We start from the raw sequence: 17,807 nt of genomic DNA, 5'->3' as shown, positions 1-17,807 counted from the left end.
TTTCAAGATACAAGACGTTACAGTATAATAAAAAAAAGAATAATATACAAGGGGGCGATAAAAAATTTAAATACAAAAAAGGGAGTTCGTAGTCTGAACTCCCCTTTGTACTACCACCTGAAGTGCGCAAAAGCTTTGTTTGCTTCGGCCATTCTGTGAACTTCTTCCTTCTTTTTGAAGGCTGTTCCGGTGTTGTTGTATGCATCGATCAGCTCTGAAGCCAATCTCTCGGACATTTCGTGACCGCTTCTTTTTCGAGCGGCGCCGATAATCCAGCGCATGGCCAAGGCTTCTCGCCTTCCCTCCGGAATGTCCATAGGAACCTGATATGTGGCGCCTCCGACTCGGCGGGATTTTACTTCAACAACCGGTTTTACATTGTCCAAGGCCTTTGAAAAAACTGCCAAGGGTTCTTCGCCGGTTTTTTCTTTAATCTTATCAAAAGAATCATACATGATCTTTGTAGTAATGCTCTTTTTACCTGAAAGCATCATTCTTCCGATAAAGCGGGTAACGACCACGCTATTGTATTTGCTATCGGGAGCAACAGGGCGTCTTGCAGTAATTTTTCCTCTACCCATTTTTTACTCCTTAAGCCTTGGGCCTCTTGGCTCCGTACTTGGAGCGGCCTCGTTTTCTGTCTTCTACACCGAGAGCGTCTTTAGTACCGCGTATAATGTGATAGCGTACACCCGGGAGGTCCTTAACACGTCCGCCTCTTACGAGAACAACAGAGTGCTCCTGCAAGTTGTGTCCGATACCGGGAATATAAGCGGTAATTTCGATACCGTTACTTAAACGGATACGGGCAACCTTTCTTAAAGCCGAGTTCGGTTTTTTAGGCGTAATCGTCTTAACGCTGGTGCAAACACCGCGCTTTTGGGGGCAAGACTGCAAGGCAGGACTCTTTGTCTTAACCGCAGCAGATTTGCGTCCCTTCTTTATCAATTGATTAATTGTAGGCATAAGCCTTATCTCCTTAATTTATCCGCCAGCACTACGGAATATCAGAAAGTATATTATAACATAAATTTAAAAAAAATGTCAATGCCGTAAAAAAGCGTTTTTATCTTGTTTCAATGTAGGCTGCATTATCGGGAGGCAGGGTTTTGATTTTAAAGATAAAAACATAATACTTTGCCGCTATAACGCAGGTTATTAAGATGCGGGCATAGGGCTTAGCCGAAAAATAAAAGGCTGCCGCAAGCATTATTGAGGCAAATGAGAGAATGATAATTTTATTTTTTAGAGTCATACCCTTTTTTTCGTAAAAGCTTTGAATATATTTTTTGTGAAAAGATGTACCTATAAACCATTTTTTTAGCCGCTCGGACCCCTTAGCAAAGCAGACGACTGTTACCATAAAAAATGGAGTTGTAGGTAAAATAGGCATTATAATCCCCATAACTCCCAGACCGAGACAAATAAAGCCTAAAGCAATCCAAAAAATATTTATTATCTTCATATTCTTCACCTCTAGTAAGACATAATTTACATTATTTTTTAATTTTTATCAAGTAATTGGGCAGGGCAAATGCATCAGAGTTTTATCTTAGCAAAAAACATAGGCTGTTCACCCCGCCTTTCGCCGCTATGTTCTCGATTTTTTTAGTAGATAAACGCTTAAAATCGAAAATATAAAGATGGGAGTCCAAGCTCCTGCAAGGGGGGAAATATACTCCCACTTGGCACTTAACATGGTAACCATTTCGGTAACATAAAAAAGAGTCGCTATTCCTAAACTAAACAAGATACTCATCAACAGGATATTCTTTTTAAATTTACCGCCCAAAGAAATCGAAAAAAACAAGACTATAAAGATAGTAAACGGGAATGAAAAGCGCCTGTGATATTTTGAAAGAGCCTCATAATAAGGAAGGCCGTTTTTTTTGAGAGCAGCAATAAATTCTTTAGCTTCTGAAATTCTCATTTCATCTACCGAGCTTAAATTTTTTTGAAAATTGGAAGGAGGCTCAGACAAGATTATATCATCGGGAATCGAACTCGAACAGATTACAATATTTTTTTCATTAAACCTGTAAACTTCAGCATCATCGGTTTTCCAACGGTCATTTTCCCATACCATGCGGGAGCTTTTGATAATAAGCGACAAGTTTCCGTCCTCATCCCGAATTATTATATAGGCATTTGAAAGGGTTTGTGCTTCGGCATTAAAATAATCGGCCGTGTACACAATTTTTCCGAGCTCAGATAAAATTACCAAATCCTGCGTATCTAAGCTTTCTTCTTCTTGCAAAAGTTTTTTTGAAAGCTTTGTTTTTTCGTAAAAATATTTTATGACCACATTGTCTTCAAAAAAAATCATTCCTATTGAAAAGAAAAATCCCAAAACCAAAAGCGGAAGAGTAAAGCGGCCTAAAGATATTCCCGCCGAAAATATTGAGGTAAGTTCATTTTGAGCATATAAATTTCCCATCGTATATGAGCCGGCAAACAGAATAGCCAGAGGAACGGAGTAAGCAATACATTTAGGAATATATAGCCACATAACCTTGACAATATCTTTAAACTGAGCCCCGTTTTGAAGATATGCAACTATGTTGGCAAATAAATCTCCCAGCTGCAAAAGCAAGATAAAAAAAAGCATCGCAACAATGAAGGTGGGTATAAAAAGTTTAAGCAGATACCTTTGAAGCAGCCTCATTTGAAAATCCTCTTTATTGCAATCACTGACGTACAGATTACAAGCAAGACGTTGGGAAACCACATCACAAGGGCTCCGTTTATGTGCAGTCCCGATTCAAGGCATAGCATCTGCCCGCCTATCAAAAAGGCCCAATAAGCAACCGAAATTAAAAGCCCCACTATAAAACCGGTACTTTGATCATGGGTTTTTCCTGCACGGCTTATCGCGAAAGCCAACAATACAAAAAAGAAGGCTCCAAAAGGGACGGAAAATTTACGGTGAAGTTCCATAATATAGATATTTAAAAGACGCGGACTTGTATCCCCGGCCTCCCGTTTTTGCCTTATATCCTTTATCAGGTCATATGAGGTCATCTTGTCCGGACCTGAACTTGAAATAAATTTAGGGGCTACATCCTTTGCAAGAACATTGTAGGTTATACTTTCTCCGTATACAACGTCAAATTTAGACCTATTGTTTAAATCCAAATTTATAAGACGGGGATTGAGCATTTCAAGCTGCATAATAATCGATATATCGTTGGATTTTTTTACATCTGTTCTTGATGAGGATAAAAATCTTTTTGCACCCCTCTGACTTGAATCGATTATCAAAAGATCATGGATGGAATTATCCTTTATTAAACCGGAAACAACTATAGAATTTTCATTGCGTTTAACCGAATACGACTCAAGCTCAAGAGCCGGAGTCGAAGATGCAATGTTATAAAGAATCTCATTAAATCTTATAGTTCCTCGAGGAATCAAAATATCATTGGTTATAAATGAACCTACCGAAACTAAAACTCCCAGAGCAAAAACCGGAATCAAAATAAATGAGGTAGAAATACCTAAGGCATTCATCGAAATAAATTCATGATCAGCCGAAAACCGGCCTAAGCACATAAGGGTTCCAATCAAGGCTGCATAGGGTGCAGTCGTCGCTATTATAAACGGAAGAGAATAAAATAAGAGCAATAAGACATCTTTTATGGGTGCTTTTTTTGATAGGATTTCTTCGGCCATTAAAAGAATCTGGTTTACAAAAAAAATAAAAAAGAAAAAAAGGAAAGAAACTATAAAATATAAAAGAAGTTCTCTAAAAACATAGACAAAGATTGTTTTATGATTAAATGATAGACGTCCCATAAGCTTAAGTTCTTTTTTTAATCATGAGATTCCGGTAGAGCCGTACCCCCCTGCTCCTCGTTCCGTGTTGGATAATTCATCTTTTTGAACAAAGTCGGCCTGAATAGCTTGGGCAATAACGGCCTGTGCAATGCGGTCTCCGTTTTCTATCTTAAAATCTTCAGAGCCGAAATTGATTAAAAGCACGGCTAATTCTCCCCTGTAGTCGGAATCTACAGTGCCCGGGGTGTTTAAAACCGTAACACCGTATTTTAGGGCAAGTCCCGATCGCGGCCTCACTTGAAGCTCAATTCCCTTAGGCAGTTCAACCGAAAGCCCTGTAGGAATTAAACATCTTTGCATGGGTTTTAGGATAATGGGTTCTTCGATAAGGGCTCGCAAATCCGCTCCGGCAGATCCGCTTGTTTTGTATTCGGGCAAAACGGCACCTTCTTTTAATTTTGTAAAAACTTCCATTAAAATCTCCCCATGAAAAATCGAAAAGCATGGGCAGGCAAAACAGCTCCATGCTTTTTAGTTTTATTTGGAACGCTCCTCAAGGGCATCGATATAAGAAAGGTTAAGCCTTCCGAGTTTATCGATTTCCAAAAGCTTGACAGGAATCTCTTGTCCTTCTTTAAGCACATCCGAGACCTTTTCTACGCGTGCCTTGGAAAGTTTTGAAATATGACAAAGCCCTTCTTTTCCGGGAAGGATTTCGACAAAGGCGCCGAAGTCCATAATCTTTTTTACAACTCCGTCATAGATTACGCCTGCCTCAGGATCGCTTGTAATACCCTTAACAATGAGTTTTGCACCCTTAAGGTCTGAAGATCCGTCCTTGCCGTAAATGGTTACCGTTCCGTCATTTTCGGTATTAATTGTTACGTTATACTTATCGGAAATAGCTTTTACGTTCTTTCCGCCGGGCCCGATTAAAGCTCCTATCTTGTCTTCAGGGATGGTCATAACTTCAACCCTGGGCGCATATTGGGAAAGCTCTTCGTTAGGAGCGGAAATACATTGATTCATTATGCCGAGAATATGCATTCTTCCCTCTTTGGCCTGAGCAAGGGCATTTTTCATAATTTCAGGCGAAACACCTGCAATCTTTATGTCCATCTGGAAGCCCGTTATTCCGTCGGCCGTACCTGCGACCTTAAAGTCCATGTCGCCTAGGTGGTCTTCTTCTCCGAGAATGTCGGAAAGAATGGCGTAGCGGTCATTTCCTTCGGTGATAAGGCCCATGGCAATGCCTGCAACAGGCTTTTTCATGGGAACGCCTGCGTGAAGCATGGAGAGGGTTCCCGAACATACTGTAGCCATTGAAGAAGATCCGTTCGACTCCAAAACTTCAGAAACTACGCGGACAGTATAAGGGAACTTTTCTCTTTCGGGAACCATAGGATAGAGGGAGCGGTGAGCAAGGTTACCGTGCCCGATTTCTCTTCTTCCTGTTCCGAGCCTTCCTACCTCTCCTACCGAGAAGGGCGGGAAGTTATAGTGAAGGATAAAGTTTTCTCTTCTGTCGCCTTCGATATCGTCGTATATTTGTTCGTCAAAGACCGTTCCGATTGTTACTACACCCAAGGACTGGGTTTCGCCTCGAGTAAAGACTGCCGAACCGTGAGGCCGGGGAAGAACTCCGATTTCGCAGGTTATGGGACGGATGTCCTTAGTTCCTCTTCCGTCAACGCGCAAGCCCTTGTCCAAGATGTTTGTTCTTAAAATATTATATTCCATCTCTTCAAAGAGGGCATTAAAAAGTTTAAGCTGAATTTCGTCTTCAAGCTGCTCGGCATATTTTTCGGCCAATTCTTTTTTTACCTTGTCCGATTCTTCGCGGCGCTCCATCTTTGTGGAAAGATAGAGGGTTTTGCTTAAGCGGGGGAAGGCTTCATCATAAATGGCCTGTTTGTTTTCAAGCTCGGCTTCGAGGGGAACTAGGGGAAGTTTTTCTTTTCCTGCAAGTTCGCGCAAGTCTTCCTGCATCTTGCAAAGGGCCTTGATCATTTCATGGGCTTTTTCCAAGGCTGTGAGCATAACCTCTTCGGAAACCTCGTTGGCACCGCCTTCAACCATGGTAATGCCTTCTTTTGTTCCGGCAACTACAATTTCCATATCGGCAGTTTCAATTTGGCTAAAGGTCGGGTTTATAATGTATTCGCCGTTTTTATAGGCAACACGTGCAGCTGCAACAGGGCCGTCAAAGGGGATGTCCGAAATATGAACAGCCGCAGAGCTTGCAATAACGGCAAGGATATCAGGCGGATTTATCATATCCGTCGAAATACAGGTCGGAACCAGCTGAATATCTCTTCCGAATTCTTTTTTAAACAAGGGACGCATGGGTCTGTCTATAAGGCGGGATACAAGGATTTCTTTGTCCTTGGGTCTACCCTCCCTCTTTATAAAGCCGCCGGGGATTTTTCCGGCTGCATAATATTTTTCGTTATAGTCAACCGTTAGGGGGACATAGTCTAAACCTTCCTGAGCCTGTCCCGAGGCGCAGATTGTAGCTAAAATTGCGGAACCGGCATATTCCGCATAAATAGAACCGTTGGCCTGTTTTGCCAAATAACCGGTTTCTAAAATTAAATCATGTTCGCCGATCTTATAAGTTACTCTTTTTTTCATCTTCTTCTCTTTCAAAATTTCTTCTTTAAAATTACGTCAATTTTAAAACTCAATAAATAAAGATAAAGGTACAAGGACAAGCTGTCCAACAAGTCATCAGACAAACTGCCCTTGTACCTTATCAAACTACTTTCTAAGGTTAAGATCTTTAAGAATAGTTCTATAACCTTCAATGTCTGTTCGGCGATAGTATTTAAGCAAGCTGCGCCTGTGACCTACCATGCTGATCAAACCTCGTCGGCTGCCTGCATCTTTCGGGTGCACTTTGCAGTGGTTTGTCAACTGGTTAATTTTTTCGGTCAATAAGGCAATTTGCACCTTTATATCACCTGTGTCTTTTTCGCTTGCACCGAATTTCTTTACGATCGATGCTTTTTGTTCTTTAGTAACTGCCATTACCTACTCCTTACAAATAAATTCTATGGTGTCAAAATTATTTAGGTCTTTTAGGTCAAAGACTCTTGAAGCCTCTTGGGTAAAGCTTAAAAGAATACCGTCTGCATTTACAAACAAATGAGCCTCTTGTTCTTGTCCGTCTACCTTTCTAACCAAGACCCTATACTTCCCGCTTTGAGGAAGAATCTGCGTTATGTATGCTTTAGGAGCAAAAATATTATTTTTGTCCTTTACCTCCCACGGCAAACTTACGAAATCAAATAAAAAAGGATAACCTAAAAGGTTTTTTGCAAGGGAAAAATCCCCTAAACTTACAGCCTCCCTGACAGCGCTGGAGCTTACCTTAGTGAAGCCGTGATTCACGGGATCAATGGAATCAAAGCAAAAGCCTTTCTGAGGGGCTATTTTCTTTAAATCGGCCGCCCCCAACCCTCGGCGATATCCGCATAAAAAGTCGCTGCCTACAGCCAAATACTTCATACGGATAGTCTTTATAAGAATATCAAAGAACGCAGTTCCTTCTATTTTAGCAAATCCTGCGGAAAAGTCAATAAGTACAATGAAATGAAAACCTAATTCCTGAAACTTTTTTAATCTCAGCCTTAATGACGAAACATCTCCCGAATAAGCCTTATTTTTGACTGCTGCAGGAGAGCGGAAAAAAGTAACAAGCCCCGGAATAAGGGCTTTTTGAGAAGCATAATCCAAGACCCGTCTTAGAAGTTCGTCATGGCCTTTGTGGGGGCCGTCAAAGCCTCCTACACTAATCGCTGTTTCTTTTCCTTCGGGGAAAACACACGAGCTCGATTCAGCAAGCTCATCCCACGAAATTATCTTAAAATCATCCATTACTACGAAGCGGATTATATCTTTTTTTCTCTTTTGTTTCAAGTAGCCGGTTTAGAATATCGAGGTCTTGAAAAACTACAAAAAGTCTTATACTATAAGCAAATGAAAAAGACAATATTAATTACCGGAGCTTCAGGCTCCATGGGCTCTGAAGCCTTAAAACAAATTGCCGAAACGGAAAAATATAATATAAGGCTTATCTTACGCGAAAAAAAAGCAAACCGCCGCTTGGCAGCATCTTTGCAAAAAAAATACCGTGAAAACTTAAAAATTATCTTTGGAGACCTATCTATTTTTGCCGACTGCGAAAAAGCTGTCGAAAGTGCCGATTATATAATCCACTGTGCTGCAATGATTCCGCCAGTAATAGACCACAATCCGGATGCAGGCTATAAATCCAACTTTTTGGGCACCTTAAATTTGATAAATGCCGTAAAAAAACTGCCCCAAAACGGCAGGGTAAAATTCATTCATATAGGAACGGTCGCCCAATACGGAAACCGCACCTTTAAACACCCATGGATAAGAACAGGAGACCCGCTTTTGATTTCAGCCTTCGATTTTTACGGGGCTACAAAGATTATGGCCGAAAGGGAGGTAATAGAATCGGGTCTAAAACACTGGGTTTCCTTGAGGCAGTCGGGAGTTTTGTACGACGACATAATGCTTAAAAACATGGATGACGGCCTCATGTTCCATACAGGCTGGAACACTCCCATAGAATGGGCAACAGCCCGAACCTCAGGCCTCATGCTTAAAAACCTCATCGAAAAAGATTTAGACGGCACCCTGCCTGAAGATTTTTGGAGAAGGATTTACAATATAGGAAACGGAAAAGAAGCCCGCGTTACAGGTTACGAAACCCTCGACAGGGGCTTTAAGCTCATGGGCCGATCGGCAAAGGATGTTTTTAAGCCGCATTGGAACGCAGCCCGAAACTTTCACTGCGGCTGGTTCTACGATTCCCGCGTTTTAAACGATTATCTTGACTTTCAATATGAAGGATTTGAAGATTTTTTTAAAAAGCTCGATAAAAAGTTTTGGTATTTTAAGCTGGGAAAACCCTTTCCACGACTTATCAGAAAATTTGCCATAGAACCTCTTTTAAAAACAAGCAACGCCCCTCTTTATTGGGTGAAAAACAATTTTGAAGGAAGAATAAGGGCTTTTTTCGGCTCAAAAGAGAGTTTTGAGAAAATTCCTCACAACTGGGAAGACTACAAGCTCTTATGCGAAAACAACAATCCCGAAACAGGCGAAAAGCTAAACTATGACGAATTAAAAGAAGAAAGCAAGGCTTCATCCTTTTTGCTTGACCACGGCTATGATGAATCTAAAAAAGAAAGCGAGCTTGGTATAATCGATGCAAGGGATGCAGCCCGATTTAGGGGAGGCGAATGTTTAAGCGCCGAGATGAAAGAAGGCGACCTCTACACTCCGCTTGAGTGGAAGTGTGCCTGCGGGCACAAGTTTAAGGCAAGTCCCTTTCTTGTTTTAAAAACCGGCCACTGGTGCCCCGAATGTGCATGTCCTCCGTGGAATTTTGACGAGCAGGCAAGAAAGGTTCCATTTTACGCTCAACTTTGGTATGATGACCACAGCCCCGATGAAGCCAACTTTTATGATAAGGACTGCTTTAGGGATATTTTAAATTGAAGAGTAAACTAAGCCTTTAATTAAGTATTTTTATATCAGTTTTTTCTTTTTAAACCAGGCCAATCCTAAAACAACAATTGCAACACTCAAGATTATTACGGAAAGATAGCCGTACTTCCATGAAAGTTCGGGCATATGGGTAAAGTTCATACCGTACCAGCCTACTACAAGAGTAAGGGGAAGAAAGATTGTAGTTACAACCGTAAAGATTTTCATAATCTTATTTAGGTGCAGGTCGAGCTGGGCTTGATAGGACTCCCGCAGCTGATTTGAATACTCCCTCAAAATACGGATATTTGCTCCGTAACGCTCTACCCTTTTTGAAAGCAGGTTTATAATTGTCAGCTCTTCTTCGGTAAAAATCTCGTTTTCGTTTTCGGCCAGCTCTTGGCAAAAATCTTCCAGCTGATCGTAATAACTGAAGAGGGTTAAAAGCTCGTTGTTTATATTCGAAAGCTCCGTTTCAAAGTGACTGTCCTCTTCAATCTTTTCCCAAACACGCATTTCAAGTTCTGCTATTTTCTTTCTAAAACGGTGATAGACACCTGCATGGGACTTGATGAGCTCTTTAAAAAAGCGGTTAAGAATACGCGGAATGTTTCTTTCACGGGCTATAGTTTGCTGTAAGGCTGCTTCAAAGGCTTTTTGAGTGGAATAGTCCTTGTCTATAATTTCTATAGCCAAAAAAAGATTTTTTGATATATAAAGGCCTATAGTGTCGCGGTCTTTAAAGATGTTTTCCATTTCGACTATGTTTATAACGCCGAAACTGTAGTCTTCCCAAACGCCGAGGGTGTTTTGCTGTGAAAAATCGCTGCACTGCTCAATGAAGAGAGGATCGAGATCTAAAAGGCTTTGCAGCTCGATAAGTTCTTTAAATTTTATGTAGCCTGCAACAGGGCCCGTTATTTTTTCTGTCCGAGGATCAATCGGGGTTAATTCCGCATCTAATTTTACAAACATAGCTTAGCCTATCATATTTTTTATATTATATCAATAATTTAGCTCAAATTTGCGTTTATTGCTTTCGCAATTTTTAAAAGCTTCTCCGGAGTATTTTGTGAAGGGTCTTCGAGTACAGCTTCAAAGAGCTTTTGTAAGATTATGCCGAGCTTAGGCCCTGCTTCTATCCCAATTTCCATTAAATCCCGGCCGCCTACAGCCAAGTCCTTTAAGCTGAGGGCAGAGTCTTCGGCTATAACCTTTTCAAGCCTTTTTTTAAAAGAAACCAAATTGCTCAAATCGGGAGCCCTTCCAGTCATTCCGAAACCGTCGGACCGTCTCAAATCGAAGAGGTTGGGTATATTTTCTACTCCTGCCCTTACGATAAAGCGGCGGACGGCAGCATCGCTCCAATCTTCGGTATAATGGAACATGTGAAGCCCCACAAGATGACAGACTTCTTCAATTTCTTTATTCGAAAATTTTAAACGCTGCATGATTTTTTTTGTAAGCCTTTCCGATTCTATCTCGTGCTTATAAAAGGTGTAGTCGCCGTACTCATTTTTTTCCCTCGTGCTCACCTTCCCTATATCGTGGAAGAGGGCAGCCAAACGCACAATAAGATTATCTTGCGGAGCGGCATCGCAGCTTAAAAAACTGTGGTCAAGTACATCGAAGGAGTGCATTCCCTTTTGCTCTACCCCGCGGCAGGCCGAAAGCTCTGGCAAAAAGGCCTTTAAAAGCCTCGTATCTTCCAGGAGCCTTAAAGAAATTATAGGATGCCCGCTTAAAAGCATTTTTACGAATTCGTCGCGAAACCTTTCTATCGAAACTTTTTTGCAAACTTCAATACTTAGAGGAATCGCCTTTAAGGTTTCTTCTTCTATTTTAAAGCCCAGCTGTGAAGCAAAACGGATTGCCCTGATAGGCCTTAGACCGTCTTCGCCAAAGCGGTCAAGGGGAGCCCCTACGGTTTTAATAATCTTTGATTTGATGGATTTGACTCCCTCAAAGGGATCGACAATGGAGCTGTCCTTTAAAGAAACGGCTATCGCATTCATAGTAAAATCCCTGCGGCTTAAATCCTCTTCGATAGAACGCACATAGCTGATACTGTCCGGCCTCCGGCCGTCAGAATAATCTGCCTCGCAGCGGAAGGTGGTACATTCTATTTTTTCTCCCTTATACAGAATCGTGATTGTGCCGTGAGCTATCCCCGTCGGAATTGTCTTTCTGAAAAGGGCTTGCACCTCCTTGGGTTCGGCATCGGTCGCTATATCGTAATCCTTGCACGGCTTCCCTAAAATCCAATCCCTCACGGCTCCGCCCACGAGGTAGGCCGAAAAACCGGCATTGGATAGAATAGAAGCAATTTCTTTCATATTTTGTGAAATAGGATAACGCATAGGGATTCGAGTTTACACAAAAAATTAGGGTCTGTCTATAGATACTTTCATCTATAAAGCTTCTATTTCTTCCCCACGTAAACCTGCAGCTTGGGCTATTGTCTGCAAGGGAACACCTAAATCCTTTAGTACTTTTGACATTTCAAGCCTTGTCTTGCTCACTCCATCTGCAAAACCTTCTTGCCGGCCTTGTTCAACTCCCTTTTCTAATCCCTGCTCAATACCTTCTTTAAAGCCTTCGGCCAAAGCTTCTCTTCTTGCATCATTTCTTTCACATTCGACATACATCTGATACTTTTCTTCAGACAGTTCTCTTGCTATCTGTCTTTCTTCTTCCGTTACCCTAAGGAGTGTTTCTTCCGCCATTTTTATACCCTCCTCTAATTTGCATAGTTTTTCCAACATCCCGCTTTTTTTATCTTCTTCATAGCGGGATAAAAATCTTATCCAAAAATCCTGCAAACTGTACTCTTCCAAGTTCTTTTTCATAGTATAACCTATTAACTCGTTCAATTCAATATATAGATACTGGATTACAGAGCTTTTAGGCATCCTTACAAGCTCGGCATTTTTGGGAACATCGCAGCCGAAAACAGAAATACTTATAGCATAGAAAGGATTATCCTCCTTAGGCTCCATCTTTAAAAATCGGGAGGCAAGGCGTAAAAGATACATTTGACTCCTGCGCGGATAGTTTGTTTTCCAAAACTGCTGCATCTCAAGGTCAACAATAAGACCTGTATCTGTTTGGATTAAAAAATCAAGGTGATAGGTCTCTCCTGAAGGCTTATCACGGATCAATTCGGTGTTTAGGATATCGGCCTTAGTTATTTTTCCGTACGAGTCTTGCAAAAAGGCATTAAGAAAACTTATAAGGGCCTTGTTTCCTTCTTCGCCTTTTGAAAACATCAGTTTAAAAACCCAATCTATTTTGGGATTTAAAATAGTTTTTTCATCGTTCATGTTACATTTCTCCTTAGCACAGCAAATTATTTTTGCTGACTTCATTATTATTGTAGAAATTTTTTGTAACATATAGTCTATTTTAAAAAAATATTTATTTTATAGAAAATCACTCATACATTGAAGGGACTAAAAGGTTAAATTCCAAGATTGTCTTGGCGCCGGAGACTACGATCTTATATATGCCCCGTCTCAATCTTTTGGTAAAATTCACTTTGGAAAGATCTATGTTTTTTATGCAAAAGACATCGTCTACATAGATTTTCTTTCCGCCGTATTCGGGAAGAATTTGAATAAACTTTTTTTGAAAAACATCTTTATCGATTTTTTTGATCTGAAAAACAGGAATCGACAGGATGAGATTTTCTTTTTGAAACAGCAAGATGTTTACATCCAAGTTTGCGGCAGAGTACCTCCGTATCTCGGAGGCCTCATTTAAAAGACTCCTAGACCTTTGTTTTAGGCTTTTTTCCAAGAGACCGCCTTTTTTGTTCTCCAAGAGGACAGCCCTGTGTTCAATAAAAAGAGATATTAAAAGATGGTTTGATTCGGAATTTACTCCTGCCGGTGAGAAAAAGGGAATGGGCTTTTTTGCAAGAGTTTCTTGAGATGCCGATTCCAAGTAACCTTCGGCCTGAGACTTATAAAATTCTTCGATAACCGCATTCGGAAGTATGTTTTTTACGGCTTCAGAAAAAATTTGAGGAGGCAGAATCGATGAACATAGAACAAAAAGATATGAGAGGCTCCCGTCGGTTTGAATATAAGCATCGATTACCACAGCTCTGGCTTCTACACAGGCTAACGAAATTCTCATACGCAATACAGCCCCTTGCCCGCTCATAAAATTCTCTTGAACGGCAAAAAATTTTAAACCGTAAAGGAATTCCCTGCGCAAAAGCGAATTGTGTAATACCGAGAAGTTAGAATTTTCATATTGTCTATATACGGAAACCATCGATACAATTATCGGTATTTTTTCAAAAAAGCATTACAAACTTAATTGCAAACTCGGACATAAAAAAACTGCGCCCCGCCGTAAGGCAAACTCCTACGGCCGGACGCAGTCTGCTAGTTAACAGAGGTAAAACTAAATCCTATGCAGATTTAATTTCGATTTGTTTAGGCTGAGTATCCGGTTTTCTCGGAATATCTACAACCAAGACCCCGTTTTCAAATTTTGCAGAAACTTCATCGGAGTTTATATCCTCAGGCAAGGTAAAACGCCTCATAAAATGCCTTGAGCTTCGCTCTCGTATGATGTACTCTGCACCCTTATCTTCCTTTTGTTCATTTTTGGAAGAAGAGATTGTCATAAGTCTATCCTTTAAGCTGATCTCAACATCTTTTTCGGTATAGCCCGGAAGATCCACTTCCATGATATAGGCTTTCTCGGTTTCGCGGATATCCACACTCGGAAGACCGCAGTTTGCATTCTTGATCGGAGCAAATACTCCAAAATTGGGAGCCAAACTCCTATCAATTGCATCAAATACGCTGTCTGTAAAGGACGGACTAAAAAGACTTAAACTATTCATAAAGCACCTCCTGCTTATAATTTGTTTTATCAAGCTCGTCAAGCGGTTTTTTCACGCCTGTCTTTTAAGCTTCACTTATATACAAGCAATTTTAATGCCAAGAAATGAGAAAAAAGTGTATATTTTGGCACAATTTTATAAGTCTATATCTAATATAGAAATATAAAATCAAAAAGAATAAAATAAGCCGATTTTTGATTTTTAAGAATAGAAAAATATAAATTAAAGCGTGACAAAAAATACTATTGTGTCAAAATTTCATCTTGAATAGAGTTATTTTGACACAGTAGAATCTGAAGATAGGTCTTCATAGGCTACTTTTGCTACAGACTGCTCCGCTTCTTTTTTTGTCTTACCTGAAAGGGGACCATAAACCTTACCGCCTATTGAAACCGAGAACCAAAAGGTTCGGTCATGGTCGGGGCCGCTAGCCTTTTTAAGCTCGTATTTAGGAACGGTTTTAAATTTCTTTTGAACCAACTCTTGAAGAAGGGACTTATAATCGTTTATAAACTTTTTTTCTAAAACGGAATTGATTGTTGATTCCAAAATTCTTAGGACAAATTTTTGAACGTACTTAAACCCGGAATCAAGGTAGTAGGCACCGATAACCGCTTCAAGGGCATCGGCCAGGATGGCCTTTTTTTCTCTTCCGCCGGACATTTCCTCTCCCCGGCCCAAAACCAAGAAATTACTTATATTTAATTTAGAAGCAGCCTTAGAAAGGGCCTCTTCGGAAACCGCGGAAGCCTTTATCTTTGCAAGCTCTCCTTCAGGCTTATCTTCAAAAGACTTATAAAGATAGGAAGCCGCAACAAGACCCAGCACGGAGTCTCCCAAAAACTCGAGGCGTTCGTTATTTGCGTGGAAATTATTATGTTCGTTGGAAAAAGACCTGTGGTGGAAAGCAAGATCAAGCAAGCGTAAATCTTTAAACTTCAATCCCGCTTGCTTTTGGAACTCGAGGAGCTCCTGCTTCCTCTTGGGTTCAAGACCGCATCTTATCGGAAACAAAGAGCTGCTCCTTAAAACAAAACTTATTTTTGCTGAGATTTGATAAATTCATAGGCGTCGCGGACAGTTTCAAACTCATTTGCTTTTTCGTCCGGGATCTTAATACCCATATCTTCTTCGAGAGCATAAACAAGTTCATAGGTGTCAAGACTGTCGGCACCTAAATCTTGCCGGAATGAAGAATCCAAGGTAACCTTGTCTTCCTCAATTTCCAACTTTGCTGCAATTAATTGCTGAATCTTTTTGAATAAATCGTCCATAAACTATCTCCTTTTAGTCTAATTTATCGGGGTTAATAACCTGCTTGCCTTTATAAAACCCGCATTTGGGGCATACATGATGAGGCATAATCAAGTTACCGCATCCGGAACACTCAACAAGATTTGGCGCTTGTAAACGCATATTAACACCGCGTCGGCGTCTTGTTCTAGCTTTTGATGTATTCGCTCTTGGTACAGCCATACTCAATCCTCCACTACAAAATATCTAAAATTAAAAAAGCGTATTTGCCGCACCACTGCGGCCTTGTTATACATTTAAGGGACCATATTACACTAAAACTCACAAAAAGTCAATACAAAATGCCCCTATACTAAGTGTTTTTTCATTATCCTTATGGCCATATCCGGATCTTCGGTAGCCAAAAGCCCCATAGCCGATAGAATATACTCCTTATCAAGCAAAAACTGAGGATTTTTAGGTTTTAAGCTAAAAGGATCATCCTCACGGAACCTGCAGGCCTCCATAATTTCCTTATAATTGGGATTATAAACCAAAATTCCGCCCGTTCCTATTATATATCTAAGATCAGTTAGATCCTTTCCTTCTTGCTGAAAACTGGCACCGCAGCCCGTATAGACAGGGGTTAAAACTCCAACATGCCGGCTCATAGAAACATCGGCACAAACCTTGGCAACGGCACAATCAAAAGCGAGGTCTTTTTCATTTTCAGAAATAAAATCGGTGTGCTCGTTTCGTTTTTTTACCTCTTCTTCGATATTGTACTTATATTCTTTTGAAAGATAGTGCCGAAGCCCATGAGGCCCTTGCACCTCAGCAACAGTCGGAAGGGAGTAGCGCATACCGAGGTCGCCTTCTACTGTCCGCTTTAAAAAGGCTTCGGGAAGACCGTATAAAAAGACCGAATTTTGAGTCGGCTCTCCATCGGCAGCCGAGTGGACGTCGGTTGTAGCCCCTCCGATATCTAAAACTATTATATCTCCCAAGCCGTCTTCATCTTCGGTACCCTCTGAAAGAGTCTGAGCTGCCTTTAGGACAGCAGCGGGGGTGGGCATCAAAATGTTATCGATATTGCTTTCGACATGGGTCATACCCTTTGCGTGCACAATATTGTTCATAAAGATATTACGTATTGTTTCACGGGCACTTTCCACATTAAGCTTGTTTATCTTGGGCATTACGTTTTCGGCTACATAAAAATCGACTCTTCCTTTAAAAATCTCGACGATTTCGTCTTCGGCGCTCTTGTTGCCTGCAACAACTACAGGAACGCGTACTCCGTAATCCGCAAGCATCTGTGCATTGTGGATAATACAACGCGAATCGCCTCCATTTGTGCCGCCAGCCAAAAGGATGATATCGGCATTTGAATTTACTATAGCCTCTGCCTCGCTCTTATTGAGGTTATGGCTATAAGTGTGAATTACCTTGGCTCCCGCACCGAGGGCAGCCCTCTTTGCAGCCTCGCTTGTAAGCTCAGGAACAAGGCCTATGGCTATAATTTTTAAGCCTCCGGCCGCAGAAGAGCAGGCAAGACTTTTTACTACCTTATAATCTTTTCCGACCTTTTGATGTAAAAGCTCCAGGGCATTATTGTAGCCTGTCATAACATCGGTTTCGACAGTGGTATAGGCCTTTGCTGTACCTACTATATCTTCTTTTTCGATATCCACAAGGGTTATCTTTGTATTCGTACTTCCAAAATCAACAAATAAATAACAGTTCATTTTTTTCAGTAATTCTCAATTTCTGTTTAATTCTATGCGTGGTCGGGGAAATCGGCATGTAAATCTTTAATAGTCGTTTCGACAGGTGTTCCAGGCGGATAAACGTGATCAAAACCCATTTCGGTAAAGCGCTTGCGTACCTCATCGAAGTCCTGTTTACCTACAACTATGTTTCCGCCGACAAATAGCTTAATTCCTTTTAAGCCCGCTTCATCGCACTTTTCGCGTAAGCCCTTGCAGTCCAGCTCTCCCTGACCATAAAGAGATGATACTAAAATGGCATCCGCATTTGTCTCAAGAGCTGCATTTATAAAGTCCTCCTGGGGACTTAAAACGCCTATGTTTGTTACCTCAAAACCGGCCTCGGTTAAAGAGTAATCCAAAATTTTATTGCCGACAGCATGACAATCAGAGCCTATTACGCCCAATACAAGTTTTATTTTTCTTGCCATATTCCGCCTCCTAAAAAATCTATCGTGTTGGAGATAGTCTATTACTAAAAGAGTACTATGTCAAGTGCATATAAAAAATCGAATTATACAGCCTTATTTTAGATTATTTAATTATCAAATAAATGATACATAATAGAAATTTTACTTGACAATACAATATTACTATGAGATAATCTTACATGAGGGAATAAGTATGCTTAGAAAGGTAGTTTT

Annotated in this window: 20 protein-coding genes; 1 reads left to right on the top strand and 19 read right to left on the bottom strand. The window is 40.7% G+C overall.

Features of this window, described 5'->3' with window-relative positions; genetic code table 11:
* Positions 1-110: 110 nt before the first annotated feature.
* The 9 genes from rpsG to E4O04_RS05370 all read right to left on the bottom strand — a co-directional run bounded on the left by rpsG (position 111) and on the right by E4O04_RS05370 (position 7,656).
* The gene (gene rpsG, locus E4O04_RS05410; protein ID WP_002670537.1) at positions 111-581 is read right to left on the bottom strand and encodes a 30S ribosomal protein S7; all 471 of its coding nucleotides are present in this window, start codon (positions 579-581) and stop codon (positions 111-113) included.
* 10 nt (positions 582-591) lie between these two features.
* The gene (gene rpsL / locus E4O04_RS05405) at positions 592-966 is read right to left on the bottom strand and encodes a 30S ribosomal protein S12 (RefSeq protein ID WP_253676978.1); all 375 of its coding nucleotides are present in this window, start codon (positions 964-966) and stop codon (positions 592-594) included.
* Between the two features lie 100 nt (positions 967-1,066).
* Complete coding sequence (locus E4O04_RS05400; protein WP_253710434.1) at positions 1,067-1,465, bottom strand: YbaN family protein; 399 nt, start codon at positions 1,463-1,465, stop codon at positions 1,067-1,069.
* A gap of 126 nt (positions 1,466-1,591) precedes the next feature.
* Positions 1,592-2,665 carry an LptF/LptG family permease gene (locus E4O04_RS05395; protein ID WP_253710433.1) on the bottom strand — a complete coding sequence of 358 codons (1,074 nt, stop codon included), beginning with the start codon at positions 2,663-2,665 and terminating at the stop codon, positions 1,592-1,594.
* Positions 2,662-3,795 (bottom strand): LptF/LptG family permease, encoded by a 1,134-nt coding sequence (locus E4O04_RS05390; protein WP_253710431.1) that lies wholly within the window; start codon positions 3,793-3,795, stop codon positions 2,662-2,664. The genes E4O04_RS05395 and E4O04_RS05390 overlap by 4 nt, the downstream gene beginning before the upstream one ends.
* Positions 3,796-3,816: 21 nt before the next feature.
* Positions 3,817-4,251 carry a dUTP diphosphatase gene (dut, locus tag E4O04_RS05385; protein WP_253710429.1) on the bottom strand — a complete coding sequence of 145 codons (435 nt, stop codon included), beginning with the start codon at positions 4,249-4,251 and terminating at the stop codon, positions 3,817-3,819.
* A gap of 63 nt (positions 4,252-4,314) precedes the next feature.
* Positions 4,315-6,411, bottom strand: coding sequence for a polyribonucleotide nucleotidyltransferase (gene pnp, locus E4O04_RS05380; RefSeq protein WP_253710427.1), 2,097 nt, complete (start codon positions 6,409-6,411; stop codon positions 4,315-4,317).
* Between the two features lie 126 nt (positions 6,412-6,537).
* Positions 6,538-6,807 carry a 30S ribosomal protein S15 gene (gene rpsO, locus E4O04_RS05375; RefSeq protein WP_253710425.1) on the bottom strand — a complete coding sequence of 90 codons (270 nt, stop codon included), beginning with the start codon at positions 6,805-6,807 and terminating at the stop codon, positions 6,538-6,540.
* Positions 6,808-6,810: 3 nt separating this feature from the next.
* Positions 6,811-7,656, bottom strand: a complete 846-nt coding sequence (locus E4O04_RS05370; protein ID WP_371922281.1) for an FAD synthetase family protein — start codon at positions 7,654-7,656, stop codon at positions 6,811-6,813.
* Between the two features lie 102 nt (positions 7,657-7,758).
* Here E4O04_RS05370 and E4O04_RS05365 point away from each other — a divergent pair, with 102 nt between their 5' ends.
* Positions 7,759-9,312, top strand: coding sequence for an NAD-dependent epimerase/dehydratase family protein (locus E4O04_RS05365; protein WP_253684986.1), 1,554 nt, complete (start codon positions 7,759-7,761; stop codon positions 9,310-9,312).
* Between the two features lie 30 nt (positions 9,313-9,342).
* Here E4O04_RS05365 and E4O04_RS05360 read toward each other — a convergent pair whose 3' ends face one another.
* The 10 genes from E4O04_RS05360 to glmS all read right to left on the bottom strand — a co-directional run bounded on the left by E4O04_RS05360 (position 9,343) and on the right by glmS (position 17,594).
* Positions 9,343-10,275, bottom strand: a complete 933-nt coding sequence (locus E4O04_RS05360) for a magnesium transporter CorA family protein (protein ID WP_253684987.1) — start codon at positions 10,273-10,275, stop codon at positions 9,343-9,345.
* Positions 10,276-10,313: 38 nt separating this feature from the next.
* The gene (locus E4O04_RS05355; protein WP_253684988.1) at positions 10,314-11,660 is read right to left on the bottom strand and encodes a CCA tRNA nucleotidyltransferase; all 1,347 of its coding nucleotides are present in this window, start codon (positions 11,658-11,660) and stop codon (positions 10,314-10,316) included.
* A gap of 51 nt (positions 11,661-11,711) precedes the next feature.
* A complete protein-coding gene (locus E4O04_RS05350; protein WP_253710421.1) occupies positions 11,712-12,623 on the bottom strand; it encodes an Rpn family recombination-promoting nuclease/putative transposase in 912 nt (303 codons plus the stop codon).
* A gap of 109 nt (positions 12,624-12,732) precedes the next feature.
* Entirely contained in the window at positions 12,733-13,581 is an 849-nt protein-coding gene (locus E4O04_RS05345; protein ID WP_253684990.1) for a hypothetical protein, read from the bottom strand.
* Positions 13,582-13,720: 139 nt separating this feature from the next.
* Positions 13,721-14,161, bottom strand: coding sequence for an Hsp20/alpha crystallin family protein (locus tag E4O04_RS05340; protein ID WP_253684991.1), 441 nt, complete (start codon positions 14,159-14,161; stop codon positions 13,721-13,723).
* Between the two features lie 273 nt (positions 14,162-14,434).
* A complete protein-coding gene (rnc, locus tag E4O04_RS05335; RefSeq protein ID WP_253710414.1) occupies positions 14,435-15,175 on the bottom strand; it encodes a ribonuclease III in 741 nt (246 codons plus the stop codon).
* A 23-nt stretch (positions 15,176-15,198) separates the two neighbouring features.
* Complete coding sequence (gene acpP / locus E4O04_RS05330; protein WP_253676991.1) at positions 15,199-15,435, bottom strand: acyl carrier protein; 237 nt, start codon at positions 15,433-15,435, stop codon at positions 15,199-15,201.
* Between the two features lie 13 nt (positions 15,436-15,448).
* Positions 15,449-15,637 (bottom strand): 50S ribosomal protein L32, encoded by a 189-nt coding sequence (gene rpmF / locus E4O04_RS05325; protein ID WP_002670496.1) that lies wholly within the window; start codon positions 15,635-15,637, stop codon positions 15,449-15,451.
* A gap of 125 nt (positions 15,638-15,762) precedes the next feature.
* A complete protein-coding gene (gene glmL / locus E4O04_RS05320; RefSeq protein ID WP_253684993.1) occupies positions 15,763-17,142 on the bottom strand; it encodes a methylaspartate mutase accessory protein GlmL in 1,380 nt (459 codons plus the stop codon).
* A 32-nt stretch (positions 17,143-17,174) separates the two neighbouring features.
* Positions 17,175-17,594, bottom strand: a complete 420-nt coding sequence (gene glmS, locus E4O04_RS05315) for a methylaspartate mutase subunit S (protein WP_253684994.1) — start codon at positions 17,592-17,594, stop codon at positions 17,175-17,177.
* Positions 17,595-17,807: the final 213 nt, after the last annotated feature.

The sequence above is a fragment of the Treponema sp. OMZ 799 genome (assembly GCF_024181365.1).
GTDB lineage: Bacteria > Spirochaetota > Spirochaetia > Treponematales > Treponemataceae > Treponema_B.
Note: the sequence above shows the minus strand (reverse complement) of the source record. Positions and strands in the feature narration are given on the sequence as shown.